Source organism: Pseudomonas sp. AKS31 (assembly GCF_023634765.1).
Classification (GTDB): domain Bacteria; phylum Pseudomonadota; class Gammaproteobacteria; order Pseudomonadales; family Pseudomonadaceae; genus Aquipseudomonas.
This window is the reverse complement of sequence record NZ_JAMLFX010000001.1, coordinates 75,237-101,626: the sequence shown is the minus strand read 5'-3', so window position 1 is coordinate 101,626 and position 26,390 is coordinate 75,237. Positions and strand designations below refer to the sequence as shown.

Below are 26,390 nucleotides of genomic sequence, written 5' to 3'. Positions count from 1 at the left end.
AAGAAGACTGGATGAAAACCCGCGACCGGATTCTCGAATGTGCTTTGCAACTGTTCAACGAAAAGGGCGAGCCGAATGTCTCCACCATGGAGGTGGCCAATGAAATGGGGATCAGCCCGGGCAACCTCTACTACCACTTCCATGGCAAAGAGCCGCTGATTCTCGGGTTATTCGAACGTTTCCAGAATGAACTCGCGCCACTGCTCGATCCGCCCTCGGATGTGGAACTGGCGCCGGAGGACTACTGGCTGTTTTTGCATTTGATCGTCGAGCGGCTGGCGCAGTACCGGTTTCTGTTTCAGGACCTGTCGAACCTCGCCGGACGCTTGCCGAAACTGGCCAAGGGCATTCGTCATCTGCTCAATGCGCTGAAGCGCACGCTGGCGTCGTTACTGGCGCGCTTGAAGGCTTCGGGGCAACTGGTCAGTGATACGCAGGCATTGGGGCAACTGGTTGAGCAGATCACCATGACGTTGCTGTTTTCGCTGGATTATCAGCGGATTCTGGATCGAGAGGGTGAGGTCAGATTGGTCGTGTACCAGATCATGATGCTGGTGGCGCCGCATCTGTTGCCGCCGGTGAAAGTGGCGACTGAGCGGATGGCATTGCAATACCTTGAAGACCACGACTGAATCAAAAGCCCCCTCACCCTAGCCCTCTCCCGGAGGGAGAGGGGACTGATCCGGGGATGCTGATGAGCTACGCCGACCTGAAATCTCTCTATTGAATCCATAATCGACTCGGTTTTTCAGGTCGATGTATGACGCAAGACATTGCGGTCGGCCCCCTCTCCCTCCGGGAGAGGGCTGGGGTGAGGGCAAGCTTTAAAAACGGCACAAACAAAAACGCCCGACCTTCACAGGCCGGGCGTTTTGTTTTGCCCTGAAGAATCAGGACTGACTGGTTGGCGTCGACGGGGTCGATGCAGCAGTCGGGGTGGTCGCCGGAGTCGGTGCTGCGGCGGAGTTGGACGCACTCACCGGAGCTGCCGGGGTGGCCGGTTTGGCTGCAGCAGGTGCGGCCGGTTTCGGCGCAGCGGCTTTCGGCGCGGCCGGTTTTTTCACTGCCGGTTTTTTCGCCGCAGCGGGTTTGGCTGCAGGCTTGGCAGCCGGTTTGGCGGCAGCGGTTTTGGCTGCAGGTTTGGCGGCTGGTTTAGCTGCAGCTTTGGCCGCAGGTTTTGCTGCCGGTTTCGCAGCGGCTTTAGCGGCAACCGGTTTGGCGGCGGCTTTGGCTGCTGGCTTGGCGGCAGCGGTTTTCGCTGCTGGTTTGGCCGCAGCTTTTGCAGCAGGTTTAGCCGCCGCTTTGGCCAGAGGCTTGGCAGCAGACTTGGCCGCAGCCGTTTTCGCTACCGGTTTTGCCGCAGCGGTTTTCGCCGCCACCGGTTGGGTTTTCAGACCGGTGAGTTTTTCGATCTGCTTGGTCAAGGTTTCCACCTTGCTATGCAGTGCTTTGACCTCATTGCGGCTCGGTACACCCAAGCGCGAAATCGCGCTGTTCAGGCGCTTGTCGAAAGCCCCTTCCAGCTCGTCCCACTTGCCCAGTGCGCGATCTTTCACGCCGCTGATACGCGACTTGGCCGAAGAAGCGGAGTCCTTGGCCGCATCGACTTTCTTGCCGACTGCAGACTTGGTGAGCTTCTCGGCTTTCTCGCCGTCTTTGACCAGTGCCTCGAAGAGTTTGCTGCCGTCAGTGTCGATCTTCGAGTACACGCCTAAACCAGCCAGCCAGATTTTGCGGGAGTAGTCTTCGACTTTCCCGATCCACGAGCTGCCTTCTTTATCGGTGTTCTTTTTACCAGCCATCCCGTTCTCCTTAAGATTTACGCGCGACGCGTTCGAGCAATGCCGTCAGCTCATCGAGCTTAGCAGAGAGTGTCTCAACGTCATGTTTAGACGGAATGCCGATACGATTCAAGGCGCTTGCTACGCGGGAGTCGAATGCCTTCTCGACCTTGTCGAGCTGAACTTCGACACGACCTTTGAACGAGCTGACTTCGCCCTTGGCTTCATCGATCTCGGCGTTGGCCGCTTCGAGTTTTTCGGTGACGACTTTTTTGCCTTTCTTTTCAACAGTTTGACCAGCCTTGATCAACTCTTGAAAGTAGTCGCTGCCCTCTTGGCCGACCTTGGCGTAGGCACCCAGGCCTGCCAGCCAGATCTTGCGGGCATAGGATTTGACGTCGCCCAGAGCAGAAGTCGATGCGTCGATTTTTTTCTTCAAAATAACTTTGGCCATGGTGCACCTCACGCGCAGAAGGTTTGAGGAACTGCCCGCGAAAGTGTCGGGCTCTGGCACAAAGTAGGCAGAAAAATTAGAAACGGCACCCTAACAACTGACATGAATCGGTGGTGCCTGAATGAAAAGATCGCAGCCTTCGGCAGCTCCTACAGGGGAATGTGTACGTCTGTAGGAGCTGCCGAAGGCTGCGATCTTTTGATGTTCAAACCAGGGCTTTGTCGAGGGCTTTTTCGATTTCGGCTTTGATCATGCCGCTCATGGCCGACATCATGATGCCCAGCTCCACATCGACCTTGATCGAATCGTCCGCCACATGCACCGCGCCTTTCACACCCGAGCGCTTGAGGTTCAGCGTGTCGCCGGACCACTGCGGCTCCAGGCCGTATTGATCGGAGAGTTTCTGCGCCAGCTTGTCGGCCTTTTCGCGGGCGGCTTCCTTACCCAGGTTGTGGGCACGCTCAACACTGATTTTGGCCATTGAATGACTCCTGCTTTATGAATAGGTCTCGGTAAATCTTGACCGCTGCTGCGGCAAATCGTCCCGAAGGTTGCCCATCTTACCTTTAGCCATTCCAAGACAAAGCATGGCTTGGGGATTAGAATGTCGCGCATTCTCTTTTGGTGACAGCGATATGACTGATCAGCGCAAAGGCAGCGATGCCGAACCCACCACTCACTTCGGCTTCAAAAACGTTCCGGAAAGCCAGAAAGCGGAAAAAGTCGCTGAAGTTTTCCACTCGGTAGCCGCCAAGTACGACCTGATGAACGACCTTCTGTCGGGCGGCATGCACCGTCTGTGGAAGCGTTTCGCGATCGAACTGTCCGGTGTGCGCAGCGGTAACCGCGTGCTGGACATCGCCGGCGGTACCGGTGACCTGACCAAAAAGTTCTCGCATCTGGTTGGCCCGACCGGCCAGGTGGTGCTGGCCGACATCAACGAATCGATGCTCAAGGTCGGTCGTGACCGCCTGCTCGATCTGGGTGTGTCGGGCAACGTCGAGTTCGTCCAGGCGGACGCGGAAAAACTGCCGTTCCCGGACAACCACTTCGACTGCGTAACCATCGCCTTCGGCCTGCGCAACGTGACGCATAAAGAAGACGCCCTGCGCTCGATGCTGCGCGTGCTCAAGCCCGGCGGTCGTCTGCTGGTGCTGGAATTCTCCAAACCGACCAACGCGCTGATGTCGAAAGCCTACGACGCCTATTCGTTCGCCTTCATGCCGCTGATGGGCAAGCTGATCACCAATGACTCGGAAAGCTATCGCTACCTGGCCGAGTCGATCCGCATGCACCCGAATCAGGAAACCCTGAAGTCGATGATGGTCGACGCTGGTTTTGACCGCGTGACCTATCACAACATGACCGCAGGCATCGTCGCCCTGCACCGCGGCATCAAGCCCTGATGTTGCTCACCGGGCTGCTCGCCAGCGTTGAACTCGGCCTCAACCGGGTGCTGCGTCTCGACAGCACGGCGCTGCCGCGGCTGGCGCATCTGACCGGCAAGGTGATTGCCGTCGACTGCCGCAGCCCGGCGCTGCAACTGTTCATCCTGCCGAGTGACGAAGGTCTGATGCTGGCGTCCCATTGGGAAACCGGCGTCGATTGCACTCTGCGTGCGCCGGCCGCAAGCCTGATCAAACTGGCCGTGAGCAAAGACAAGACCGCGGTGTTGCACGCCCCGGAAGTCGAGCTCGATGGCGACAGCGGCGTGCTGCTGGAGCTGGCCGGTGTCCTGCAAGATCTCGAGCTGGACTGGGAGTACGAACTCTCGCGCTGGCTGGGACCTGTCGCCACGCAATTGGTCGGTGGCCATCTGCGCAGCCGCGCACGCTGGTATCAACAAGGATTTGCCAGCCTCAACCAGAACCTCGCCGAATACCTCGCCGAAGAATCGCGCACCCTCGTCGGGCAACGCGAAGCCGAAGCGCGGTTCAGCGAACTGGACCGGATCAAACTTGATCTGGAACGTCTCGAGGCGCGTTTCGAGCGCCTTTCCCGATCCCTCGACCCAAGCGATAACGCATGAAGCTGCTTGCCGTCCGCCGTCTGTTGCGCATCCAGCGCGTCGTGATCCGCTACCGCCTCGATGACCTGCTGTTCGATCTGCCGCTGCCCTGGTTTCTCCTGGCGCTGCGCTACGTGCTGCCGTGGCGCTGGTTCCCGCGCAAGCCGCTGGAGCTGAACCGGGGTGCACGCTTGCGCTTGGCGTTGCAGGATCTCGGGCCGATTTTCATCAAGTTCGGGCAGATTCTCTCGACCCGCCGTGACCTGCTGCCGGAAGACATCGCCGATGAGCTGATGCTGTTGCAGGATCGCGTGCCGCCGTTCGATTCGCAGCTGTCGATCAAGCTGATCGAAGAACAGCTGGGCAAGAAGATCAGCGATGTGTTCAGCCGTTTCGACGTTGAGCCGCTGGCCTCCGCCTCGGTGGCGCAGGTGCACGCCGCGCAGCTGAAAACCGGCGAAGAAGTGGTGGTCAAGGTCATCCGCCCGGGCCTGAAGCCGATCATCGCGCAGGATCTGGCGTGGCTGTTCATCCTCGCCCGCGCCGCTGAAAAACTCTCGGCCGACGCGCGTCTGCTGCACCCGGTCGACGTGGTCCAGGACTACGAAAAAACCATCTATGACGAACTCGATCTGCTGCGCGAGGCGGCCAACGCCAGCCAGTTGAAGCGCAACTTCGAAGGTTCGCCGCTGCTGTACGTGCCGCAAGTCTATTGGGACTGGTGCCGGCCGAAAGTGCTGGTGATGGAGCGCATCTACGGCATTCAGGTCACCGATCTGGCGACCCTCGCCGATCAGCGCACCGACATGAAAATGCTCGCCGAGCGTGGTGTGGAAATTTTCTTCACCCAGGTGTTCCGCGACAGCTTCTTCCACGCCGACATGCACCCGGGCAACATCTTCGTCAGCACCGTCAATCCGTGGAGCCCGCAATACATTGCGATCGACTGCGGCATCGTCGGCAGCCTGACCCCGGAAGACCAGGATTATCTGGCACGCAACCTGTTCGCGTTCTTCAAGCGTGATTACCGTCGTGTGGCGCAACTGCACATCGATTCGGGCTGGGTGCCGGCGGAAACCAAACTCAACGAATTCGAAGCGGCGATCCGCACCGTGTGTGAACCGATCTTCGAAAAACCGTTAAAAGATATTTCATTTGGCCAGGTGCTGATGCGCCTGTTCCAGACCGCGCGGCGCTTCAACATGGAAGTGCAGCCGCAACTGGTGCTGCTGCAAAAGACCCTGCTTAACATCGAAGGCCTCGGCCGTCAGTTGTATCCGGATCTGGATCTGTGGAACACCGCGCAGCCGTTCCTGGAGCGCTGGATGCGCGAGCGCGTCAGCCCGAAAGCCCTGCTGGGCAACGTGCAGAGCCAATTTGAACAGTTGCCGCACTTGGCCAACATGGCCCGCGATCTGCTCGAACGCATGTCCCAGCCCCACGCCAACGACCCGCCACCACCGTGGCACAAGCGCAAGGACGACTGGTTCCTGCGCCTGCTCGGTTGCACGCATCTGGCCGGCGGGGCGATCCTCGCCAGCGGTGGCCCATTGCACGAATTGGGGCATTGGCCGGCCGGAATCATGGTGGCAGTCGGCTTGTATCTGGTCGTTCGCCGATAGCACGAATCAGCTGCAAGTTATAAGCTGCGAGCTGCAAGCCTGACGATACTGGAACACCGCAATCTGCTTTTACTTGCAGCTTGAAGCTCAAAGCTTGTAGCTGCGTTTCGGGAATTGAAGATGAAAAACTGGCTGGATGAGATCAAGTGGGACGCTGATGGCTTAGTGCCGGCGATTGCCCAGGATCACAAGACCGGACGCGTGCTGATGATGGCCTGGATGAACCGCGAAGCGCTCGAACTGACCGCTGCGGAAAACCGTGCAATCTACTGGTCACGTTCCCGTGGCAAGCTGTGGCGCAAGGGCGAAGAGTCCGGCCATGTGCAGACCTTGCATGAAATGCGTCTGGACTGTGATGCCGACGTGATCATCCTGATGGTTGAACAGATCGGCGACATCGCTTGCCATACCGGCCGTCAAAGCTGCTTTTATCGTGTCTTCGAAAACGGCGACTGGAAGACAGTCGACCCGGTCCTGAAAGACCCGCACGCCATCTATTCCGCAGGACACAAACATGAGTGAAACCCTGACCCGCCTGGCCGAAGTGCTCGAAGAGCGCAAAGGCGCAGCCGCCGACAGCTCCTATGTGGCCAGTCTGTATCACAAGGGTTTGAACAAGATTCTGGAGAAAGTCGGCGAAGAGTCGGTCGAAACCATTATTGCCGCCAAGGACGCCGCCATCAGCGGCGACTGCAGCGACGTGATCTACGAGACCGCCGACCTGTGGTTCCACAGCATGGTCATGCTCGCCCAATTGGGGCAGCATCCGCAGGCTGTGCTGGATGAACTGGATCGTCGCTTCGGCCTGTCCGGACACGTCGAGAAAGCCTCGCGTCCGTCCGCCTGAACAACTTTTAGAGAGGAACAGCAACATGGGCATTTTTGACTGGAAACACTGGATCGTCATTCTGGTAGTCGTGGTGCTGGTGTTCGGCACCAAGAAACTGAAAAACCTCGGCACCGACGTTGGCGAGTCGATCAAGGGCTTCCGTAAAGCCATGAACGATGACGAAAAACCGGCCGCTGACCCTACCGTGACGCCTGCGCAGCCAGTACCACCGGTACAGCCGCAAGCCACCGCTCAGGCCAACCCGCCGCACACCATCGACGTGCAGGCGCAGAAAGTCGAAGAGCCGATCCGCAAAGACGTGTGAGCACTGACTAATGTTTGGTATCAGCTTCTCTGAACTGCTGCTCGTCGGCCTCGTTGCCCTGCTGGTGCTGGGCCCCGAGCGTCTGCCGGGCGCTGCACGCACCGCCGGCCTGTGGGTCGGACGGCTGAAGCGCAGCTTCAACGCGATCAAACAGGAAGTTGAACGTGAAATCGGTGCCGACGAGATTCGTCGGCAACTGCACAACGAGCACATTCTGTCGCTGGAGCAGGAGGCGCGGAAGATTTTCAATCCGGTTCAGCAAGAGCCGACGCCGGTTGAGCATGTGGGTCAGCAGACGATTCATGCGCCGACCGCGCCTGCTACGACGCCTGCACCTGCTGCCGCTGTAGCGCCGGCAGAACCAGTGCCCGCGCCTGCAGAAACTCCGGCTGAACACGTAGCTACGACCGCCGCGCCGATCACAACTGCGCCTCACGACACCACTTTGCCGCCGCGAGCCCCATGAGCGATCTCCCCGAAAACGACCAGCACATGCCGCTGGTTTCGCACCTCACCGAGTTGCGCACCCGCCTGCTGCGTTGCGTGGCGGCGATCTTCATCATCTTCGCCGGGCTGTTCGCCTTTACCCAGCAGATCTATACCTTCGTCTCGACGCCGCTGCGCCAGTACCTGCCGGTCGGCGCGACGATGATCGCCACCGACGTGTCGTCACCATTCCTGACGCCACTGAAGCTGACGATGATGGTTTCGCTGTTCCTCGCGATCCCGGTGATCCTGCATCAGATCTGGGGCTTTATCGCACCGGGTCTGTACAAACATGAGAAACGCATCGCGGTGCCACTGCTGGTGTCCAGCATCCTGCTGTTCTACACCGGCATGGCGTTCGCCTATTACTTCGTGTTCCCGCTGATCTTCAAGTTCTTCGCTGCGGCCACTCCGGCCGGCGTGGAAATGATGACCGATATCGCCAGTTACCTCGATTTCGTCATGACGCTGTTCTTTGCCTTCGGCGTGGCGTTCGAGATCCCGGTCGCCGTGGTGCTGCTGGTATGGATCGGCGTGGTCGACGTCCAATACCTGAAGAAGATCCGCCCATACGTGATCATCGGCTGCTTTGTGGTTGGCATGATCCTCACCCCGCCGGACATCTTCTCGCAGACCTTGCTGGCCGTACCGATGTGGATGCTGTTTGAAATCGGCATTCTGTTCGGTGGCTTGATCAGCAAGCGCGAACGCCCGGACGAGAACGCGGCCGACGACCACAACGACCAGCCGCCAGCGACCCAGGCATGAACCTGCTGTTGCTCGAAGAGGCCGACTTCATCGCGGCCGACCGCGTCGTGCTGCGTGATCGACGCCTGACGCACATGCAGGAAGTCCACCGCTCGGAAGTCGGTGACAGCCTGCGCGTGGGGCGGATCAATGGGCTGATGGGCACGGCTGAACTGCTGCGCCTCGAAGCGGGTGAAGCCGAGTTGCGCGTCAGCCTCGATCAGCCGCCACCGGTTAAGCTGCCGCTGACGCTGGTACTCGCGCTGCCACGCCCGAAGATGCTCCGTCGGGTGTTTCAGACCGTGGCGACCATGGGCGTGTCGAAGGTGATTCTGGTCAACAGCTACCGGGTCGAGAAGAGTTTCTGGCAGACGCCGTTTCTTGAACCTGACGCGATTCGCGAAAACCTGATCCTCGGCCTCGAACAGGCCCGCGATACTGTGCTGCCGCAAATCATCATCGAAAAGCGCTTCAAGCCTTTCGTTGAAGACCGACTGCCAGCGATCACCGATGGCACCCTCGGCCTGGTCGGCCACCCCGGCAACTATCCGCCGTGCCCGCGCGCCTTGAGCGAACCGGTAACGCTGGCCATCGGTCCCGAAGGTGGCTGGATTCCTTACGAAATCGATTTGCTGGCCAAGTCCGGCCTGCAACCGGTGCAACTCGGCGAACGCATCCTGCGCGTAGAAACCGCCGTCACCGCCCTCCTCGCCCGTCTCTTCTAAGTTCAACTCCGCTCCCGTGCAGGAGCTGCCGAAGGCTCGGGCCGCGATCGGACGATCTTTTGATTTTGCTTCAAAAAAACAAGATCAAAAGATCGCAGCCTCGTTTCACTCGACAGCTACTACAGAATGGCGGCGTCCCGGATAAATGGCGTTACAGATTGCCATCACTCGGCCGATACCTTCTCCATAAGTCCAATTAGTGGTCCGAAGGGAGTGGTCGCATGTACCGTTGGTTAGCCGAGAGTCTTGGAAACGTCAGCGTCAAACGCAAGCTGGGCATCGGTTTCGGCCTGGTGCTGTTGCTGACACTGTTGATCACCTTCACCGGCTGGACCGGCATGAGCGGCATTATCAGCCGCGGTGACAAACTCGGCTTTATCTCCAGCCTCAACGAGCTGACCAAGGACCTGCGCCTGGCGCGCATGGATTACGACATGCGTCGCGGCGAGCAGGGACCGGGCGCGGTCAATGAATTGCTGAGCACACTCGACAGCGGCCTGCAGTCGGCACGCGGCATGATCGAACAGCCCACCGATGCGGCGATGGTCGACCAGCAACTGGCGGCCGTAGCCGAGTACAAGCGCGCGTTTGGGGAAATGACCCAGGCCACCGTGCAGCGTGAAGATGCGCGCAGCAAGCTGGGGGCAAACGCGGACAATGCCGTGGCCAAGGTCAGCGAAGTCGAAAATGCACTGCTGCAAGGCGACAGCGTTGCGCAATACAACGCAGTGATCGAACTGAGCAAACTGCTGCAGCAAGCGCGTTATCAGGTGCGCGGCTACACCTACAGCGGCAAGGCCGATGCCGAGCAACCAGCCCTGACCGCGATCGACAATGCTCTGAAAAACCTCGAAAGCCTGCCGTCCCGCGTCCCAGATCAGCATATCGCCAACCTGCAGCAAGCCACCGACTCGCTCAAGGCTTACCGTGCGGCCGTGGCTCAATTCCGTGATTCTCAAGTAAAAAACGCTGCAGCACTGGTCAAAATGTCTGCTCAGGGCGACATTTTGATCGCCGTCAGCAAGAAACTGACTGAATCGCAGACTGTGGTTCGGGACACAGACGCCGCACGTGCCAAAAACCTGCTGCTGATCGCCACCGCACTGGCCGTAGCCTTCGGCTTGCTGGCCGCGTGGGCAATCACTCGCCAGATCATCATCCCGCTGAACCAGACCCTGAAAGTCGCCGAGCGCGTGGCCGCTGGCGACCTGACCCACAACCTGGTGTCCCTGCGTCGTGACGAACTCGGCCAACTGCAACGCTCGATGCAGAGCATGACCCAAGGCCTGCGTGAACTGGTGGGCGGGATCAGCGATGGCGTCACGCAGATCGCCAGCGCTGCCGAAGAACTCTCGGCGGTGACCGAGCAGACCAGCGCCGGGGTCAACAATCAGAAAATCGAGACCGACCAGGTCGCCACGGCCATGAACGAAATGGCCGCCACCGTGCAGGAAGTCGCGCGCAACGCTGAAGAAGCTTCCGAAGCCGCCGTCGCCGCCGACCAGCAGGCCCGCGAAGGCGACAAAGTGGTGGGCGAAGCGATCGCGCAGATCGAGCGCCTGGCCGCTGAAGTCGGCCACTCCACCGAAGCCATGGGCGAACTGAAGCGTGAAAGCGACAAGATCGGCAGCGTCCTCGACGTGATCAAATCCGTGGCCCAGCAAACCAACTTGCTGGCCCTCAACGCCGCCATCGAAGCGGCGCGTGCCGGTGAGGCCGGACGTGGCTTTGCCGTGGTCGCCGATGAAGTGCGCAGCCTCGCCCAGCGCACGCAGAAATCCACCGAAGAAATCGAAGAGCTGATCGTCGGCCTGCAGAATGGCACCCAGCAAGTGGCGACGATCATGGACAACAGCCGCACCCTGACCGACAGCAGCGTTGAGCTGACCCGTCGCGCGGGTGGTTCGCTGGAAAGCATCACCCGCACTGTGTCGGCGATTCAGGCAATGAACCAGCAGATCGCGGCGGCAGCCGAGCAGCAGAGCGCGGTGGCGGAAGAGATCAACCGTAGCGTGCTGAATGTGCGGGATGTGTCGGATCAGACGTCGGCGGCGAGTGAAGAGACCGCGGCTTCCAGCGTTGAGCTAGCGCGCTTGGGCACTCACTTGCAGATGCTGGTCGGTCGATTCAAGGTTTGAGGTGATTCATCCACCTCGGTTCGCTCTGAACCGGGGTGATGCTATCGCTGGCAAGCCAGCTCCCACAGTGAATGGGTTGAACACAGACTTTGTGATCGACTACAAACCCTTTGGGAGCTGGCTTGCCAGCGATGGCGGCCGAGAGAACGCCGCAGTTACAGAACCTGACGCAAGAAGGCCTGCGCACGCGGATCCTTCGGCGCATCAAAAAACTCCGCCGGCGCGGCATCCTCCAGCAATTTGCCGTGATCGAAGAACAACACACGATCCGCCACTTCCCGGGCAAAGCCCATCTCGTGGGTGACGCAAACCATGGTCATGCCTTCCACCGCCAGGTTCTTCATCACGTCCAGCACTTCGCCGACCATTTCCGGATCGAGCGCCGAGGTCGGCTCATCAAACAACATCACCTTTGGTTCCATCGCCAGCGCCCGGGCAATCGCCACGCGCTGTTGCTGACCGCCGGACAGGCGTGACGGAAACTCGTTGGCCTTCTGCGCAATCCCGACCTTTTGCAGCAACTCCATCGCCTTGGCTTCGCGCTCTTTCTTGCCGCGCTTGCGCACGACTTTCTGCGCCAGACAGAGGTTTTCCAGCACGGTCATGTGCGGAAACAGGTTGAAATGCTGGAACACCATGCCGACTTCGCGGCGGTAGGCGTTGACGTCGGTTTTCGGGTCGGCCAGTTGCAGGCCGTCGATGCTCACCGAGCCGGAATCGAACTCTTCCAGGCCATTGAGGCAACGCAGGAAGGTCGACTTGCCGGAACCCGACGGGCCGATCACCACCAGCACTTCACCCTTGGCGACTTTGGTGCTGACGTTATCCACCGCGCGCACGACTTGCCCACGGGTGTCGAAGACTTTTACCAGATCGCGGACTTCAATCACTTTGTGCGAGCCTCCGCTCAAGCCGACTGGCGATTTTCGACAGCGGCAGGTTGATCAACAGGTACAGGCCGGCAACGCAGAACAGGATTTCGAACGGCGAGAACGAAGTGGTGATGACTTCACGGCCGCTTTTCAGCAGCTCGGTGATGGCGATCACCGACACCAGTGAGGTGTCCTTGACCAGGCTGATGAACTGCCCGGCCAGCGGCGGCAGCACACGTTTGAACGCTTGCGGCAGCACCACGTGGCGCATCGACTGGCCGGCACTCAAGCCGAGCGAGCGCGCCGCTTCGTTCTGGCCACGGGCAATCGACTGCACGCCGGAGCGGATGATCTCGGCCACGTAAGCGCCAGTGAACAGCGACAACGCGGCGATCCCGGCGAACTCGCGGGACAGGTTCATCACCGTGCCGATGAAGAAGTAGAAAATGAAGATCTGCACCAGCAGCGGCGTGCCGCGCACCAGCTCAACGTAGATCGTCGAAAGGTCACGCAGGGTCGGGTTGTTCGACAGACGGCACAGGCCGGTAACCAGACCGATCAACAGACCGAGTACGCCAGACACCACCGACAGCCAAAGCGTCGTCCACAGGCCCCACAACAGCGGTCCTGCCGCCCAATGCCGGGTCACACCCACGACGTCGCCTTCAGCCACATCATCGCCCTGAGCGAACTGCAGGCTGTTCGCGTCGACGGTCAGGTGCTGTTCGTCACCGGCGTCATTGCGCAGAGTGAGTTGCGCGCTGCTGCCCTTGCGCACCAGTTCGGTGACGGTGGAAATATCCGTAGCGCGCTGGGTTTCTTCAGCCTGATAGGCGAAGTACTGCGGTACGCGATTCCAGCGCCATTCGTAGGACATCAGCGACGTCGCGTAATACAACGCGCCCGCGAGGCCGACCAGCACCAGCACAGTGAGGACGTGCCAGGGCCATTGGGCTTTTTTCTGTTTCATTGCAGGTTCTCGGATGATCGTTCCCACGCTCTACGTGGGAATGCCGCTCGGGACGCTCTGCGTCCCTGCCTGATCGTGACGCGGAGCGTCACAGGATGCGCGTTATTCCATGTCCTTGAGCCACTCGGTGCTCTTGAACCACTTGTCATGGATGCGATCGTAGGTGCCGTCTTCGTGGATCTGGTGCAGGAAGTTGTTGATGAAGTTGAGGCTGTCGTAATCACCCTTCTTCAGACCGAAGGCCAGTGGCTCGTAGGTGAACGGCTTGTCGAGGAACACCAGTTTGCCGGCACCGACCTTGTTTACCGCGACAACGTTGTACGGCGCGTCGTAGATGAACGCGTCAGCCTTGCCGTTGACCACATCGAGCACGGCTTCCTGCTCGTTGTCGTAGCCGTGGTACTTGGCTTTGGAGATCAGCTTCTTGGCAACCATCTCGCCAGTGGTGCCGAGCTTGGAAGTGATGCGGTAGTCGGCGGTGTTCAGGTCTTTATACGACTTGATGGTGCCTTCCAGCTCTTTGCGGATCAGCAGAGTCTGGCCGACAACGATGAACGGTTCGCTGAAGTTCAGGCGCAGGTTGCGTTCCTGAGTCAGGGTCATGCCGCTGCCGATCATGTCGAACTTGTCGGTCATCAGCGCCGGGATGATGCCGTCGTAACCGGTAGAGACCAGTTCCAGCTTGACGCCCATTGCCTTGGTCATGGCTTTGAGGAGGTCGACTTCGAAGCCGATGATTTCGCCGCGCTTGTTGGTCATTTCGAACGGCATGTAGGTCGGATCCATACCGACTTTCAACGTGCCGCGCTTGACCGCGTCATCGATTGCGCCAGCCTGCGCCGCATTGACTGCAACCAGTGCCGTGACGCCGACCAGCAGCATCGACAGATACTTCTTCATCTTCAAGTCCCCAAAACCATTGCATTTGCGGCGCGAAAACCAACAGTGACGGGCAAAAAAGCCCGGGTGCGCCAATTCGGGGACGGATGCTAACGCACTCGTTTTTTTGCACAAGGTTTAATGGGCGATTTGTTTAACAATCAAAGGCTGACCCTCACCCCAGCCCTCTCCCGGAGGGAGAGGGGGCCGACCGAGGTGTCTCAAGCTATACGCCGACCTGAAAGATCGAGTCGATTATGGATTCGGCAAAGCAGGATCAGGTCGGTGTAACTCGAATATTCAACGCGGTCGGTCCCCTCTCCCTCTGGGAGAGGGTTAGGGTGAGGGGCTTTTCAGCAGGCAAAAAAAACCCCGCAACATCGCGGGGTTTCTTTATCAGGCCGGCTGAGCCTGCAGGCTCACCGGTCGCAACGGCAGCAGCGGCGCATGCGGATCGGCTTTCACCGACGCCCGCCATGCATCCAGCCACTCGGCGTGACCTTCTGCCCAGACCTGCTCATGCAGACGTGCCAGCGCCACAGGGTCGCTCAGCAGTTGCAGACGATCATGGTTGTTCAGCCCGGCCGGGCCAACCTTGATCGCGTGACGCACACGTTCCTGACGCAGCCATTCAATCGGCTCGGCCTGACCGTGACGCGAAGTCGCCAGCGAGCACGCCAGAGCGTTCTGCTGTGGATCGACCACGGCGCGGACGAAGCCGTCGTTCAGGGCGTGGTAACGGTTTTCGTGGGTGTACTGATCGGTCGCCAGCAGCGCCTGCGGCGGATTGTATTCCTCAGGGATGAGGAACAGGCTCTCGTCACGGGACTTCAGGCCCAGACCGACACGGCTGGAGATCACCGACACCGGGATCGACAGCATCAGCGAACCGACGATCGGCACCAGCCACCAGAGGAAGCTCGGGTTCAGCCAGATCACCAGCAGCGCCCAGCAGAAACCCAGCAGGGTTTGCGGGCCATGACGTTTGACCGCTTCGCTCCATGGCGTGGAGTCGTCGTCACGCTGCGGCGAGTTCCAGGTTGCGGCCCAGCCGAGGAACGCGGCGAGGACGAAACGGGTGTGGAAAATCATCCGCACCGGCGCCAGCAGCATGGAGAACAACATCTCCAGCAGCATCGACAGGGTCACCTTGAACTTGCCGCCGAACTCTTTCGCGCCCTTGGCCCAGATCAGGATGATGCTCAACAGTTTCGGCAGGAACAGCAGCACGATCGTGGTCGAGAACAGCGCGATCGCCTTGTCCGGGTGCCATTGTGGCCACAACGGATAGAGCTGACGCGGTTCGAGGAAGTACTGCGGCTCCATCAGCGTGTTCACCGCCAGCAGCGCGGTCGACAACACCAGGAAGAAGAACCACAACGGCGCCGACAGGTACGACATTACGCCCGTCAGGAACACCGCGCGGTGTACCGGGTGCATGCCTTTGACCAGGAACAGACGGAAGTTCATCAGGTTGCCGTGGCACCAGCGACGGTCACGCTTGAGTTCGTCGAGCAGGTTTGGCGGCAGTTCTTCGTAGCTGCCCGGCAGGTCGTAGGCAATCCAAACACCCCAACCGGCACGGCGCATCAGCGCGGCTTCAACGAAGTCGTGAGACAGGATCGCACCGGAGAACGCACCTTTGCCCGGCAACGGCGCCAGGGCGCAGTGGTCGATAAACGGCTTCATGCGGATGATCGCGTTGTGACCCCAGTAGTGGGATTCACCCAACTGCCAGAAGTGCAGACCGGCGGTAAACAGCGGGCCGTACACGCGAGTGGCGAACTGCTGCATGCGCGCATACAGCGTGTCCATGCCCGACGCACGTGGCGCGGTCTGGATGATCCCGGCGTCCGGCGTGGCTTCCATCAAGCGCACCAGACTGGTCAGGCACTCGCCGCTCATCACCGAGTCAGCGTCGAGCACGACCATGTACTTGTAGTCACCGCCCCAACGACGGCAGAAGTCGTCGAGGTTGCCGCTCTTGCGTTTCACACGACGGCGGCGACGGCGATAGAAGATCTTGCCGAAGCCTTTGGCCTCGCGGCAGACGTCCAGCCAGGCCTGCTGCTCGGCGACGCAGATGTCGGTGTCGTTACTGTCGCTGAGGACAAAGAAGTCGAAGCGATCCAGATCACCGGTGGCAGCAACCGACTCGAATGTCGCCCGCAGACCGGCGAACACGCGCGGTACGTCTTCGTTGCAGATCGGCATGACCAGCGCGGTACGGGCGTCTTTGGCAATCGGCTCGTTGCCGGCGCTTTTGCCGGAGATACGGTATTTATCGTGACCGGTGAGCAACTCGAGGAAGCCCATCAGTGCGGTCCAGAAACCGGCCGAGACCCAGCAGAACAGAATCCCGAACAGAATCAGGATGCTGGTTTGCAGCGCATACGGCAGTACCTGCGTGGCGGTTTGCAGCAGCGGCTGATGCAGGACTTCTTCGAGATCGACGAACGACCAGCCCTGGTACGGCATGATGCCTTTCATGTACCAGCCGGCGACGATGGTCTGACCCAGCATCAGCAGCAACAGAATGTAGCGACGGATCGAACCGACGGTGCGCCAGCGCGCGGCCGGCAGGACATTTTCGTCCTTCGGCGGCTGCGGCGGGTTGGTGCGACCGGTCAGACGGCGCCAGCCACGCACCAGAATATTGGTGCGCCACGGCTCCGGCACGACTTTGGTCCGACGGATCGGCGGCGTCGCCTTCATGCTGACACGACCGCTGGCATCGAGCACCAGCATCTCCGCGTCTTCAAGTTCTTCGGCGGTGCTGAGGATCAGGCGCTTGCCCACCGAAGCCTGGGCGGCCTCGGCAGGAGCGTCGAACGTTGAAGATGACAGGCGTTCATGCAGCTCGCTGAACGACTGGCAGCCCGCGAGTTCCGCGCGCTGCTCGTCGGTCATCGGCAGATGCGCCAGATACTCGGACAGAGTCTCTGGCTGTACTTGAGAGTTACTCATCGGCAGGCAACTGATAGCTCCAGGTCTCGGTCAGGACTTCTTCAGTCGGTGCCGATTCCGGTGTGGCTGGGGCCGCGTCCGCAGCGGCTGGCTGCTTGGCGTCTTTGTTGGCCTTGTCCTTGGCATCTGCGGCTGGCTTGGCGTCAGCCTGTTTGGCCTCGGCGGCCTTGGCTTCCTTGTCGATTTTCTCTTGTTGCTTGGCGGCAACCTTGTCGGCCTTGGCGACGGACGAGTTGGACGCCAGCACCGAAGACTTGGCCAGATCAGCGGTCACGACTGGCTGCACCAGTGCAGCACGCATCTCGGTCGATTTGCTCGGGTCCTTGATCTTCATGCGCAGGGTCAAGCGCCAGCCCTTGGTTTCCGGGTTGTAGCGCACGCTGTTCTCGACCAGTTCGGCGTTGTCGCCAACACTGACCTGGCTGCGCACGTCGGCATCCGGGGCCAGCGCGGCCAGCGATGGGCCTTCGAAGTCGACCAGGTAGGCAACGCTGCCGTCCGGCTGACGGATCAGGTTCGATTGCTTGACGTCACCGGTCGAACGCAGGGTCTGGGAAACCCAGGCGCTGTCCGGCGCGTGAATCGCCGCTTCGTCCATGGTCCAGTGCATGCGGTAGGCGAATTCCAGCGGCTTGCCCGGCTCCGGCATGGTTTCCGGGCTCCAGAACGCAACGATGTTGTCGTTGGTTTCGTCGGCGGTCGGAATCTCGACCAGATCAACGGTGCCTTTGCCCCAGTCGCCCTTCGGCTCGATCCAGGCGCTTGGGCGCTTGTCGTAGCGGTCGTCGAGGTCTTCGTAGTGGCTGAAGTCACGGCCACGTTGCAGCAGACCGAAACCACGCAGGTTTTCGACGCTGAAGTTGCTCACAGCCAGATGTTTAGGGTTGTTCAGTGGACGCCAGATCCACTCGCCGTTGCCGGCATGGATCGACAGACCGCTGGAGTCGTGCAGCTCACGACGATAGTTGAGGACTTTCGACGGCTGGTTGGCGCCGAACAGGAACATGCTGGTCAGCGGTGCGATACCCAGTTTGCCGACCTTGTCACGCAGGAACATCTGCGCCTTGACGTCGACAATGGTGTCGCTGCCCGGACGCAGAATCAGACGGTAGGCACCGGTAGCGCGCGGCGAATCCAGCAAAGCGAAGATCACCAGGTGCTTGTCGCCCGGCTTCGGCTGTTGAATCCAGAACTCGCGGAAACGCGGGAACTCTTCGCCCGACGGCAGCGCGGTATCAATCGCCAGACCACGAGCCGAGAGGCCGTAGGTGTGGCCCTTGCCGACAACGCGGAAGTAACTCGCGCCGAGCATGGTCATGATTTCGTCTTGCTTGTCGGCCTTGTTGATCGGGTACAGAACACGGAAACCGGCATAACCCAGTTGCTCGGTGGCTTTCGGATCGAATTTCAGGTCGCCAAAATCGAAGCGCGTCGGATCGTATTTGATCTCTTCGACGGTGTTCGCTGTGATTTCGTTGATTTTCACCGGTGTATCGAAGTGCATACCCTGGTGATAGAAGGACAGTTTGAACGGGGTCTTCTGATCAGCCCACTCAGCCTTTTCGGTGAGGAAGCGGATTTTCTGATAGTCCGCGAACTTCATGTCGCGGAATTCGTTCGGCAGGTTGCTGCGCGGGGCTTCGAACTTCTGCCCGGCCAGCTCTTTGGCCTTGGCCGATACATCGTCAAGATTGAACGCCCAAAGCTGACCGGCGCTGAGCAGGCACAGGAGCGCCGAACCCGCTACCAGGGCACTTCGCATGCGTTTGGCAGACATTTTTGCTGCATTACAGGGACTAACAATCACGAGCAACCCTCGCCGAAAACAGATCAAAAAACCAACGGCCAGCTATCTATATGCCAGGTTGGCGAGCATTGTTCCGACTCCGTTGGGGCAAAATGATTCCCCAATCGGATCCAGACAAGTCTCTACCTAAGTCAAAAATGAATCAGCGAACGCTGATCCCAGTGCGCGCGATTATCTAGTAGCCCGCATGACAACGCATCAGGGGTAACAAAGTATTTATCGCGAAAACACCCTAAAAACGGTCGAAATTTCCCAAAAAGGTGTTTCAAGCGCTTTCAGGTCTGTAACAAAAAGGTAACCGGGCCATCGTTGACCAAATGCACCTGCATATCGGCGCCGAATCTACCTGATGCCACAGTGCCATGCACCTGTTTCGCACTGTTCAATAGATAGTCGAACAATTCCTCGCCCAAGGCCGGAGGCGCCGCCGTCGAAAAGCTCGGACGCAACCCGCTTTTGGTGTCGGCCGCGAGGGTGAACTGCGAGACCAGCAGCAACCCACCGCCGACATCGGCGAGGGACAAGTTCATCTTGCCCTCCGCGTCACTGAACACCCGATAGTTAAGCAGTTTATGCAGAAGTTTGTCGGCGCTGGTACGCGTGTCGTCGGGTTCGACCGCCACCAGCACCAGCAAACCGTGATCTACCGCGCCGACCACTTCGCCGGCGACTTCAACCCGCGCACCGCGTACGCGCTGTAACAGCCCTTTCATGCTTCTTCAGGCGGCAGGTCGAGCAAGCGCCGGGCCATGTTGCCCGCCGCACGTACCAGCGCATCGGTGATGCCCGGTTCGGACGCAGCATGACCGGCATCGCGAATCACCTGCAGTTCGCTGTTCGGCCAGGCTTGATGCAACTCCCAGGCGTTGTCGAGCGGGCAGATCACGTCGTAACGACCATGAATGATCACGCCGGGCAGGTGGGCAATCTTGCCCATATCGCGGATCAGCTGGTTCGGCTCAAGGAAGGCATTGTTGGTGAAGTAATGGCACTCGATCCGGGCAATCGACAGCGCGCGCTGCGGTTCGGAGAAGCGATCGACCACCAACGGGTTCGGCCGCAGGGTCGCGGTTCGCCCTTCCCAGGTCGACCAGGCTTTGGCCGCGTGCATCTGGGCGATCTGGTCGTTGCCGGTCAGGCGCTTGTGGAAAGCGCCGAGCAGGTCGTCGCGCTCGTCCAGCGGGATCGGCGCAATGTAGTCTTGCCAGTAATCGGGGAACAGACGGCTGGCACCGGCCTGATAGAACCACTCGATCTCCTGCGGGCGGCAAAGAAAAATCCCGCGCAGGATCAGACCGTGCACACGCTCAGGGTGGGTTTGCGCGTAAGCCAGCGCCAGGGTCGAGCCCCACGAGCCGCCGAACAGCACCCATTTATCGATGCCCAGGTGTTTGCGGATGCGCTCAAGATCGGCGACCAGATCCCAAGTGGTGTTGTTTTCCAGGCTGGCGTGCGGCGTGGAACGGCCGCAGCCGCGCTGGTCGAAGGTGACAATGCGATACAGGTTCGGATCGAAATAGCGACGGCTCTGCGCGTCGCAACCGGCGCCGGGGCCGCCGTGGATGAACACAACCGGCAAACCCTCCGGTGAACCGCTCTCGTCGACGTACAGCGTATGGGTGTCATCGACAGCCAGATCGTGCCGGGCGTGAGGTTTGATCTGCGGAAACAAAGTCTGCATTGCGCGCTCCGTAAGGGGTCGAGGTCATCCCTGGGGGGACTTCTATTATTCTGCCGTTGGGCATCATAAACCCGATTTACGTCAATGAGCATGCTCTGTAGGAGCTGCCGAAGGCTGCGATCTTTTGACTTTGCTTTTCAGAATCAAAAGAAAGATCAAAAGATCGCAGCCTTCGGCAGCTCCTACAGGGGTGGATCAGCCGCCGTAGTGTTTTTCGCCCCAGGCCAGATAGCCTTGCAGCAACTCTTTGAGCACCACCCGCGTCGGCTCGGCCAGGTCGTCGCGATAGCGGAACGGTTCAAACTCTTCCATGTAGGTGCACTGGCCAAGCTCCAGTTGCACGGCGTGGATGTTTTCGGCCGGGTTGCCGTAATGACGGGTGATGTGGCCGCCCTTGAAGCGTCCGTTGAGCACGTGGCTGTATTGGCCGTGACGCGCGCAGATCGCTTCAAGTTGCGTGGCCAATTGCGGATCACAACTGGCGCCATTGAAGGTGCCGAGGTTGAAGTCCGGTAGTTTGCCGTCGAACAGGTGCGGGATGATCGAGCGGATCGAGTGCGCGTCGAACAGCAGCGCGTAGCCGAATTCGGCTTTCAATCGCGCCAGTTCTTCCTGAAGCGTGCGGTGGTAAGGCGTCCAGATCTGTTCCAGGTAAGTTGCGCGCTCTTCTTTCGACGGCTCGTGCCCTTCGCGGAACAACGGGATGCCATCGAACAGCGTCGCCGGATACAGCCCGGTGGTTGCACCGGCGTACAACGGTTTGTCGTCGGACGGCCGATTTAGATCAATGACAAAACGCGAGTACTCGGCAGCCAATGTACTGGCGCCCAGTTCTTCAGCAAAATCGTAAAGCCGGGGGATATGCCAGTCAGTGTCCGGCAGGCTTTTCGCATCGGCGATCAACCCGGCTTCCACCGCTGGGGTCAGGCGCACGCCGGCATGCGGCATGCTGATCAGCAACGGCACACGACCTTGTTTGAAACTCAGAACCTTATCCACAACCGCCCTCCTATAGATTTGATTCGACGCCGTGACGCACGACGCGTTTATCCAGATCACCACCGAGCCAATAGGCCAGATCCGCCGGGCGATCGATGTACCAGGCGACGAAATCGGCGACCTTGCCGACTTCCAGCGAACCGTGGGTGTCGGCCATGCCCAGCGCTTGTGCGGCGTGAATGGTCGCGCCGGCCAGGGCTTCTTCCGGGGTCATGCGCAAGCAAGTGCAGGCCATGTTCAGCATCAGGCGCAACGACAGCGCCGGCGAGGTGCCGGGGTTGAGGTCACTGGCGATGGCGATTTTCACCTTGTGCTTGCGCAAGGCGTCCATCGGCGGCAGCTGGGTTTCACGCAGGAAGTAGAACGCGCCCGGCAACAGCACCGCGACGGTGTCGGATGCGGCCATGGCAATGGCGTCGGCCTCGTCCATGAACTCCAGGTGATCGGCAGACAACGCCTTGTATCGCGCGGCGAGGCTGGAGCCGTGCAGCGATGACAGCTGTTCGGCATGCAGCTTCACTGGCAGGCCGAGTTTTTGCGCGGCGATGAACACTCGCTCGACCTGCTCTGGCGAGAACGCCAGGTATTCGCAGAAAGCGTCCACGGCGTCGACCAACCCTTCGGCAGCCAGCGCGGGGAGCATTTCAGTGCAGATCAGATCAATGTAGTCGTCGGCGCGATCCTTGTACTCCGGCGGCAATGCATGAGCGGCGAGGCAGGTGCTGCGCACGCTGATTGGCAGCTCCTTTTCCAAGCGACGGATGACCCGCAGGATCTTGCGTTCGTTGGCCAGGTCGAGGCCGTAACCGGACTTCATTTCCACCGTGGTCACGCCGTCGCGCATGAGGCTTTTCAGACGTTTGGCGGCGCTGGCAAACAGTTCATCTTCAGTGGCTTCGCGCGTCGCACGCACAGTGCTGGCGATGCCGCCACCGGACGCGGCGATTTCCGCGTAGCTGACACCTTGCAGACGTTTTTCGAATTCGCCACTGCGGTTGCCACCGAACACCGTGTGGGTGTGGCAGTCGATCAGGCCGGGGGTGACCCACGCGCCTTGCAGGTCATTGACCGCCGGGTATTCGCCGGACGGCAATTGATTGCGCGGGCCGATCCACTCGATGAGCGCACCGGACGTCACGATGGCCGCATCCTCGATGATCGAGTAGACGCCCTGCGCCATGGTTGCGACGTGGCAGTGTTGCCAGAGGGTTTTCACTGTTGGCCTCCGTTAGTTGGTTTGGTGGGTAGCCTTGAAAAGCCCCTCACCCTAGCCCTCTCCCGGAGGGAGAGGGGACTGACCGGGTTGTTCTGTCGAGGTACGCCGACCTGAAAGTCTTGAGCCGAACTCAGGCCTTGAAGCTCACCGAGATCGACTTCCTTTTCCCTCTCTCTCACAGGGACGAAAAAGGACTGACCGTTGTTCTGTCGAGGTACATCGACCTGAAAATCTTGAGCCAAACTCAGGCTCTGAAAACCACGAGGATCTGCTCTTTTCCCCCTCTCACTCCCGGAGAAGAAGGACTGACCGGGTTGTTATGTCGAGGTACAGCGACCTGAAAATCTTGAGCCAAACTCAGGCTCTGAAAACCACGAGGATCTGCTCTTTTCCCCCTCTCACTCCCGGAGAAGAAGGACTGACCGGGTTGTTATGTCGAGGTACAGCGACTTGAAAATCTCGAGCCGAACCCAGGCTTTGAAAACCATGAAGATCGGCTCCCTTCCCCCTCTCCCCCCTGGGGGAGAGGGCTGGGGTGAGGGGGATCGATTTCACTAACAACAAAACTCCCCCTGAAAACACACTTACAAACTAGGCAGCAATTTCGCCGAAACCAGCTCAGTCAAACACCGCGAAGCCAACAATTCAGTCGCCGCATTGATGTCCGGCGCAAAGAACCGGTCCTTCTCATAAAACGGCACTTCCTTACGCAAAATCGCCCGCGCCTGTTCCAGCTTCGCCGAGGTCTTCAGGCCGTTACGCAGATCCAGGCCCTGCACCGCCGCCAGCCATTCCACCGCGAGAATCCCGCGAGTGTTCTCGGCCATTTCCCACAGACGCTTGCCGGCGGCCGGAGCCATCGACACGTGGTCTTCCTGGTTGGCCGAGGTCGGCAGGCTGTCGACCGAATGCGGATGGGACAGCGCCTTGTTTTCGCTGGCCAGTGCTGCCGCAGTTACTTGCGCGATCATGAAGCCGGAGTTCACACCACCGTTAGCGACGAGGAACGGCGGCAGTTGCGACATGTGCTTGTCCATCATCAGCGAGATGCGGCGTTCGCTCAGCGAGCCGATCTCGGCGATGGCCAGCGCCATGTTGTCAGCGGCCATGGCCACCGGTTCGGCATGGAAGTTACCGCCGGAAATCACGTCACCTTCGGCAGCAAATACCAATGGGTTATCGGAAACCGCGTTGGCTTCGACGGCGAGCACTTCTGCAGCCTGACGGAACTGCGTCAGGCAGGCACCCATGACTTGCGGCTGGCAGCGTAGCGAGTACGGGTCTTGAACCTTTTCGCAGTTCTGGTGCGAGTCGGAGACTTCGCTGCGCTCACCGAGCAGATCGCGGTAAGCAGCGGCAGCGTCGATCTGACCTTTCTGGCCGCGAGCCGCATGAATGCGTGCATCGAACGGCGAGCGCGAACCCAATACCGCTTCAACCGTCAGACCGCCCAGCGCGAGCGCGCCAGCGAACAAGTCTTCACCTTCAAACAAGCCGCGCAGTGCGAACGCGGTGGAAACCTGAGTGCCGTTGAGCAGCGCCAGGCCTTCTTTCGCGGCCAGGGTCAGCGGGGTCAGACCGGCGACTTTCAGCGCTTCGGTGGCTTCCATCCACTCGCCCTTGTAGCGCGCCTTGCCCTCGCCCAGCAGCACCAGCGACATGTGCGCCAATGGCGCGAGGTCACCCGAGGCACCGACCGAACCTTTCAGCGGAATGTGCGGATAGACCTCGGCGTTGATCAGCGCGATCAGCGCATCGATCACTACACGGCGGATGCCGGAGAACCCACGGCTGAGGCTGTTGACCTTGAGCACCATGATCAGCCGCACCAGCTCATCGCTGATCGGCTGACCGACACCCGCAGCGTGGGACAACACCAGCGAGCGCTGGAGGTTTTCCAGGTCTTCGCTGGCGATGCGCGTCGAGGCCAGCAGGCCAAAACCGGTATTGATGCCGTACGCAGTGCGGTTCTCGGCGAGGATCTGCTCGACGCAGGCGACGCTGGCTTCGATCTGCGCGGAGGCGCTGTTGTCGAGCGTCAGCTTGACCGGGTTCTGGTAGACATCACGCAGTTGGGCCAGGCTCAGTTGGCCGGGAATCAGGTTCAGCGCAGTCATTTTGTGCTCCTTTTGAGAGTTTGTTATTAACTCGCCAGACGCTCCGGAGATGTCCGTTGTCCGTCGCGTCTCGCCTTTTGGGGAGTCGCGCCTTGGCACGCTGGCGTGGGTATTGGTCAGTGCAAATTCGGTAAAACGTTGTGCGGCAGATTCGTGTTTTTCAAAACGCTCGCAGCGGCAGCGATGTCCGGCGCCAGCCAGCGATCCTGATCGTAGGCCGGGACCGTTTCGCGCAGCAGTCGCCACGCGCGGTCAGTGCCCACGCCAAAGCGCTGTTCCTTGAGAAATTCAAACGCCTGCGCCGCCAGCAGGTACTCGATGGCGAGGATCTGCGTGCAGTTTTCCAGCGCGCGGTGCAGCTTCAGCGCGGCGTTGGTGCCCATGCTCAAATGGTCTTCCTGCAGGCCCGAGGTGATGTAGTTATCGAGCACCGCCGGTTGCGCCAATTGACGGTTTTCCGCACACAGCGATGCGGCGACGTATTGCACGATCATCATCCCGGAATTCACCCCCGGATTGGCCACCAGAAACGCCGGCAGACCGCTGACGTGCGGGTTGACCAGACGATCGAGGCGACGCTCGGCAATCGAGCCGATTTCGGCCATCGCAATCGCCAGCAGATCCGCCGCCATCGCCACCGATTGCCCATGCGGGTTGGCTTGCGACATCACCCGGAAGTTGTCCGGCGTGCCGAGCAACAGCGGGTTGTCGGTGCAGCCATTGAGTTCGGCTTCGACCTGTCTGATCGCGTGTTCCAGTTGATCGCGCGCGGCGCCGTGCACCTGCGGGATCGAACGGATGCTCAAGGCGTCCTGAGTACGAATGCCTTTGCTCGAGGCGATCACGTCACTGCCATCGAGCAACGCACGTAAATTGACGCCGACCTGCTGCATGCCCGGGTGCGGTTTCAACGCGATGATCTCGGCATCGAACGCATCGATCTGACCGCGCTGGGCTTCGAAACTCATCGCGCCGATGACATCGGCCCACTGCACCAGACGCGTCGCATCAGCAATTGCCAGACAGCTGAGGCCGGTCATGCACGGCGTGCCGTTCACCAGGCACAAGCCGTCCTTCGCACCCAGTTGCACCGGCTGCAGACCTTCTTCGACCAATGCCTGTTGCGCCGAGGTAATCTGGCCGCGATGGCTGACATTACCGACGCCGATCAGCGCGATGCCGATATGCGCCATGTGCGTCAGGTAGCCCACCGAACCTTGCGATGGCACTTGCGGAGTGATGCCGCGATTGAGCAGCGCCAGCAGGCCTTCAACCACGCGGCGGTGGATCCCGGATTTGCCGTGGCTGTAGTTGTGGATCGCCGCGCAGATGATCGCGCGAGTCTGCTCGTCGGCGAGTACCGGGCCCACGCCGCAAGCGTGACTGAGCAGGGTGTTGCGCGAGAGTTGGCTGAGTTGTTCGTCTTTAAGCGAGACGTTGGACAAGCCGCCCAGACCGGTGTTGACGCCATAAGCCCGTTCGCCACTGGCGACGATGCGCTGGACGATACCTTGGGCGTTTTCGATGCGCGCCCAGGTGTCGCTGGACAGTTCCAGCGGCGCGCTGTGACGGGCGACAGCGACCACGTCCTGCCAGCGCAGAGGGGCGCCGGTGATAACGATTTTTTCAGCCTGGGACATCTAAAACCTCAACCGTAATATTGATGCAGCTTTACCGGCCTCATTGCTGGCAAGCCAGCTCCCACAGGATCTCCAGTGTTCACACAATCTCTGTAGGAACTGGGCCTGCGAGCCCTCATTGTTCACA

25 protein-coding genes and 1 pseudogene are annotated in these 26,390 nt (G+C 60.1%); 12 read left to right on the top strand and 14 right to left on the bottom strand.

What is annotated here, in order from left to right; translation table 11 throughout:
* Window positions 1-11 precede the first annotated feature (11 nt).
* Window positions 12-632, top strand: coding sequence for a TetR/AcrR family transcriptional regulator (locus M9827_RS00470; RefSeq protein WP_095187463.1), 621 nt, complete (start codon window positions 12-14; stop codon window positions 630-632).
* 258 nt (window positions 633-890) lie between these two features.
* Here the strand turns inward: M9827_RS00470 and M9827_RS00465 are convergent, their stop codons facing one another.
* The 3 genes from M9827_RS00465 to M9827_RS00455 form a co-directional block, all read right to left on the bottom strand.
* Window positions 891-1,802 carry a phasin family protein gene (locus M9827_RS00465; protein ID WP_250602828.1) on the bottom strand — a complete coding sequence of 304 codons (912 nt, stop codon included), beginning with the start codon at window positions 1,800-1,802 and terminating at the stop codon, window positions 891-893.
* Between the two features lie 10 nt (window positions 1,803-1,812).
* Window positions 1,813-2,235: a phasin family protein gene (locus M9827_RS00460; protein WP_250602827.1), complete on the bottom strand. Its 423-nt coding sequence runs from the start codon at window positions 2,233-2,235 to the stop codon at window positions 1,813-1,815.
* A 205-nt stretch (window positions 2,236-2,440) separates the two neighbouring features.
* Window positions 2,441-2,716, bottom strand: a complete 276-nt coding sequence (locus M9827_RS00455) for a polyhydroxyalkanoic acid system family protein (protein WP_025110282.1) — start codon at window positions 2,714-2,716, stop codon at window positions 2,441-2,443.
* Window positions 2,717-2,870: 154 nt separating this feature from the next.
* Here M9827_RS00455 and ubiE point away from each other — a divergent pair, with 154 nt between their 5' ends.
* From ubiE to M9827_RS27900, 11 genes and pseudogenes are all read left to right on the top strand, one after another.
* Window positions 2,871-3,641, top strand: a complete 771-nt coding sequence (gene ubiE / locus M9827_RS00450) for a bifunctional demethylmenaquinone methyltransferase/2-methoxy-6-polyprenyl-1,4-benzoquinol methylase UbiE (RefSeq protein WP_003220857.1) — start codon at window positions 2,871-2,873, stop codon at window positions 3,639-3,641.
* Window positions 3,641-4,264 carry a ubiquinone biosynthesis accessory factor UbiJ gene (locus M9827_RS00445; protein WP_250602826.1) on the top strand — a complete coding sequence of 208 codons (624 nt, stop codon included), beginning with the start codon at window positions 3,641-3,643 and terminating at the stop codon, window positions 4,262-4,264. Before ubiE ends, M9827_RS00445 begins: the two co-directional genes overlap by 1 nt.
* The gene (ubiB, locus tag M9827_RS00440) at window positions 4,261-5,865 is read left to right on the top strand and encodes a ubiquinone biosynthesis regulatory protein kinase UbiB (protein ID WP_250602825.1); all 1,605 of its coding nucleotides are present in this window, start codon (window positions 4,261-4,263) and stop codon (window positions 5,863-5,865) included. Before M9827_RS00445 ends, ubiB begins: the two co-directional genes overlap by 4 nt.
* A gap of 120 nt (window positions 5,866-5,985) precedes the next feature.
* Complete coding sequence (hisI, locus tag M9827_RS00435) at window positions 5,986-6,387, top strand: phosphoribosyl-AMP cyclohydrolase (RefSeq protein WP_007909357.1); 402 nt, start codon at window positions 5,986-5,988, stop codon at window positions 6,385-6,387.
* A complete protein-coding gene (locus tag M9827_RS00430; protein ID WP_250602824.1) occupies window positions 6,380-6,712 on the top strand; it encodes a phosphoribosyl-ATP diphosphatase in 333 nt (110 codons plus the stop codon). The genes hisI and M9827_RS00430 overlap by 8 nt, the downstream gene beginning before the upstream one ends.
* Window positions 6,713-6,737: 25 nt before the next feature.
* On the top strand, window positions 6,738-7,019 hold the full coding sequence (locus M9827_RS00425) for a twin-arginine translocase TatA/TatE family subunit (RefSeq protein WP_003220847.1): 282 nt from the start codon (window positions 6,738-6,740) through the stop codon (window positions 7,017-7,019).
* Between the two features lie 10 nt (window positions 7,020-7,029).
* On the top strand, window positions 7,030-7,485 hold the full coding sequence (gene tatB, locus M9827_RS00420; RefSeq protein WP_250602823.1) for a Sec-independent protein translocase protein TatB: 456 nt from the start codon (window positions 7,030-7,032) through the stop codon (window positions 7,483-7,485).
* Entirely contained in the window at window positions 7,482-8,273 is a 792-nt protein-coding gene (gene tatC, locus M9827_RS00415) for a twin-arginine translocase subunit TatC (protein ID WP_250602822.1), read from the top strand. The genes tatB and tatC overlap by 4 nt, the downstream gene beginning before the upstream one ends.
* The gene (locus tag M9827_RS00410) at window positions 8,270-8,977 is read left to right on the top strand and encodes a 16S rRNA (uracil(1498)-N(3))-methyltransferase (protein WP_250602821.1); all 708 of its coding nucleotides are present in this window, start codon (window positions 8,270-8,272) and stop codon (window positions 8,975-8,977) included. The genes tatC and M9827_RS00410 overlap by 4 nt, the downstream gene beginning before the upstream one ends.
* Window positions 8,978-9,198: 221 nt before the next feature.
* Window positions 9,199-10,260 (top strand): annotated as a pseudogene (locus M9827_RS27905) (methyl-accepting chemotaxis protein); the annotation flags it as partial.
* Window positions 10,243-11,115, top strand: a complete 873-nt coding sequence (locus M9827_RS27900; protein ID WP_371748299.1) for a methyl-accepting chemotaxis protein — start codon at window positions 10,243-10,245, stop codon at window positions 11,113-11,115. The pseudogene M9827_RS27905 and the gene M9827_RS27900, both read left to right, overlap by 18 nt.
* Window positions 11,116-11,270: 155 nt before the next feature.
* Here the strand turns inward: M9827_RS27900 and M9827_RS00400 are convergent, their stop codons facing one another.
* The 11 genes from M9827_RS00400 to M9827_RS00350 form a co-directional block, all read right to left on the bottom strand.
* A complete protein-coding gene (locus M9827_RS00400) occupies window positions 11,271-12,005 on the bottom strand; it encodes an amino acid ABC transporter ATP-binding protein (protein ID WP_250602819.1) in 735 nt (244 codons plus the stop codon).
* Complete coding sequence (locus tag M9827_RS00395; protein WP_250602818.1) at window positions 11,998-12,957, bottom strand: amino acid ABC transporter permease; 960 nt, start codon at window positions 12,955-12,957, stop codon at window positions 11,998-12,000. The genes M9827_RS00400 and M9827_RS00395 overlap by 8 nt, the downstream gene beginning before the upstream one ends.
* Before the next feature lie 102 nt (window positions 12,958-13,059).
* Window positions 13,060-13,857 (bottom strand): transporter substrate-binding domain-containing protein, encoded by a 798-nt coding sequence (locus M9827_RS00390; RefSeq protein ID WP_250602817.1) that lies wholly within the window; start codon window positions 13,855-13,857, stop codon window positions 13,060-13,062.
* A 375-nt stretch (window positions 13,858-14,232) separates the two neighbouring features.
* Window positions 14,233-16,803, bottom strand: a complete 2,571-nt coding sequence (gene mdoH, locus M9827_RS00385) for a glucans biosynthesis glucosyltransferase MdoH (RefSeq protein WP_250602816.1) — start codon at window positions 16,801-16,803, stop codon at window positions 14,233-14,235.
* Window positions 16,796-18,580 carry a glucan biosynthesis protein G gene (locus M9827_RS00380; protein ID WP_250602815.1) on the bottom strand — a complete coding sequence of 595 codons (1,785 nt, stop codon included), beginning with the start codon at window positions 18,578-18,580 and terminating at the stop codon, window positions 16,796-16,798. Before M9827_RS00380 ends, mdoH begins: the two co-directional genes overlap by 8 nt.
* Window positions 18,581-18,885: 305 nt before the next feature.
* The gene (gene dtd, locus M9827_RS00375; protein WP_250602814.1) at window positions 18,886-19,323 is read right to left on the bottom strand and encodes a D-aminoacyl-tRNA deacylase; all 438 of its coding nucleotides are present in this window, start codon (window positions 19,321-19,323) and stop codon (window positions 18,886-18,888) included.
* Complete coding sequence (gene pip / locus M9827_RS00370; RefSeq protein WP_150603995.1) at window positions 19,320-20,291, bottom strand: prolyl aminopeptidase; 972 nt, start codon at window positions 20,289-20,291, stop codon at window positions 19,320-19,322. The genes dtd and pip overlap by 4 nt, the downstream gene beginning before the upstream one ends.
* A 195-nt stretch (window positions 20,292-20,486) precedes the next feature.
* Window positions 20,487-21,290, bottom strand: coding sequence for an N-formylglutamate deformylase (hutG, locus tag M9827_RS00365; protein WP_250602813.1), 804 nt, complete (start codon window positions 21,288-21,290; stop codon window positions 20,487-20,489).
* Window positions 21,291-21,300: 10 nt separating this feature from the next.
* Window positions 21,301-22,506 carry an imidazolonepropionase gene (gene hutI / locus M9827_RS00360; RefSeq protein WP_250602812.1) on the bottom strand — a complete coding sequence of 402 codons (1,206 nt, stop codon included), beginning with the start codon at window positions 22,504-22,506 and terminating at the stop codon, window positions 21,301-21,303.
* 584 nt (window positions 22,507-23,090) lie between these two features.
* Complete coding sequence (gene hutH, locus M9827_RS00355; RefSeq protein ID WP_134178407.1) at window positions 23,091-24,623, bottom strand: histidine ammonia-lyase; 1,533 nt, start codon at window positions 24,621-24,623, stop codon at window positions 23,091-23,093.
* Between the two features lie 116 nt (window positions 24,624-24,739).
* Entirely contained in the window at window positions 24,740-26,263 is a 1,524-nt protein-coding gene (locus M9827_RS00350) for an HAL/PAL/TAL family ammonia-lyase (protein WP_250602811.1), read from the bottom strand.
* Window positions 26,264-26,390: the final 127 nt, after the last annotated feature.

Coding starts and splice junctions, on each gene's coding strand:
- M9827_RS00455 (WP_025110282.1), bottom strand. CDS start 2,716: ATGGCCAAAATCAGTGTTGAGCGTGCCCACAACCTGGGTAAGGAAGCC.
- M9827_RS00380 (WP_250602815.1), bottom strand. CDS start 18,580: ATGTCTGCCAAACGCATGCGAAGTGCCCTGGTAGCGGGTTCGGCGCTC.
- M9827_RS00395 (WP_250602818.1), bottom strand. CDS start 12,957: ATGAAACAGAAAAAAGCCCAATGGCCCTGGCACGTCCTCACTGTGCTG.
- hisI (WP_007909357.1), top strand. CDS start 5,986: ATGAAAAACTGGCTGGATGAGATCAAGTGGGACGCTGATGGCTTAGTG.
- hutH (WP_134178407.1), bottom strand. CDS start 24,623: ATGACTGCGCTGAACCTGATTCCCGGCCAACTGAGCCTGGCCCAACTG.
- mdoH (WP_250602816.1), bottom strand. CDS start 16,803: ATGAGTAACTCTCAAGTACAGCCAGAGACTCTGTCCGAGTATCTGGCG.
- M9827_RS00410 (WP_250602821.1), top strand. CDS start 8,270: ATGAACCTGCTGTTGCTCGAAGAGGCCGACTTCATCGCGGCCGACCGC.
- dtd (WP_250602814.1), bottom strand. CDS start 19,323: ATGAAAGGGCTGTTACAGCGCGTACGCGGTGCGCGGGTTGAAGTCGCC.
- tatC (WP_250602822.1), top strand. CDS start 7,482: ATGAGCGATCTCCCCGAAAACGACCAGCACATGCCGCTGGTTTCGCAC.
- tatB (WP_250602823.1), top strand. CDS start 7,030: ATGTTTGGTATCAGCTTCTCTGAACTGCTGCTCGTCGGCCTCGTTGCC.
- M9827_RS27900 (WP_371748299.1), top strand. CDS start 10,243: ATGCAGAGCATGACCCAAGGCCTGCGTGAACTGGTGGGCGGGATCAGC.
- M9827_RS00390 (WP_250602817.1), bottom strand. CDS start 13,857: ATGAAGAAGTATCTGTCGATGCTGCTGGTCGGCGTCACGGCACTGGTT.
- M9827_RS00460 (WP_250602827.1), bottom strand. CDS start 2,235: ATGGCCAAAGTTATTTTGAAGAAAAAAATCGACGCATCGACTTCTGCT.
- M9827_RS00430 (WP_250602824.1), top strand. CDS start 6,380: ATGAGTGAAACCCTGACCCGCCTGGCCGAAGTGCTCGAAGAGCGCAAA.
- M9827_RS00445 (WP_250602826.1), top strand. CDS start 3,641: ATGTTGCTCACCGGGCTGCTCGCCAGCGTTGAACTCGGCCTCAACCGG.
- pip (WP_150603995.1), bottom strand. CDS start 20,291: ATGCAGACTTTGTTTCCGCAGATCAAACCTCACGCCCGGCACGATCTG.
- M9827_RS00425 (WP_003220847.1), top strand. CDS start 6,738: ATGGGCATTTTTGACTGGAAACACTGGATCGTCATTCTGGTAGTCGTG.
- M9827_RS00465 (WP_250602828.1), bottom strand. CDS start 1,802: ATGGCTGGTAAAAAGAACACCGATAAAGAAGGCAGCTCGTGGATCGGG.
- M9827_RS00350 (WP_250602811.1), bottom strand. CDS start 26,263: ATGTCCCAGGCTGAAAAAATCGTTATCACCGGCGCCCCTCTGCGCTGG.
- ubiE (WP_003220857.1), top strand. CDS start 2,871: ATGACTGATCAGCGCAAAGGCAGCGATGCCGAACCCACCACTCACTTC.
- ubiB (WP_250602825.1), top strand. CDS start 4,261: ATGAAGCTGCTTGCCGTCCGCCGTCTGTTGCGCATCCAGCGCGTCGTG.
- M9827_RS00470 (WP_095187463.1), top strand. CDS start 12: ATGAAAACCCGCGACCGGATTCTCGAATGTGCTTTGCAACTGTTCAAC.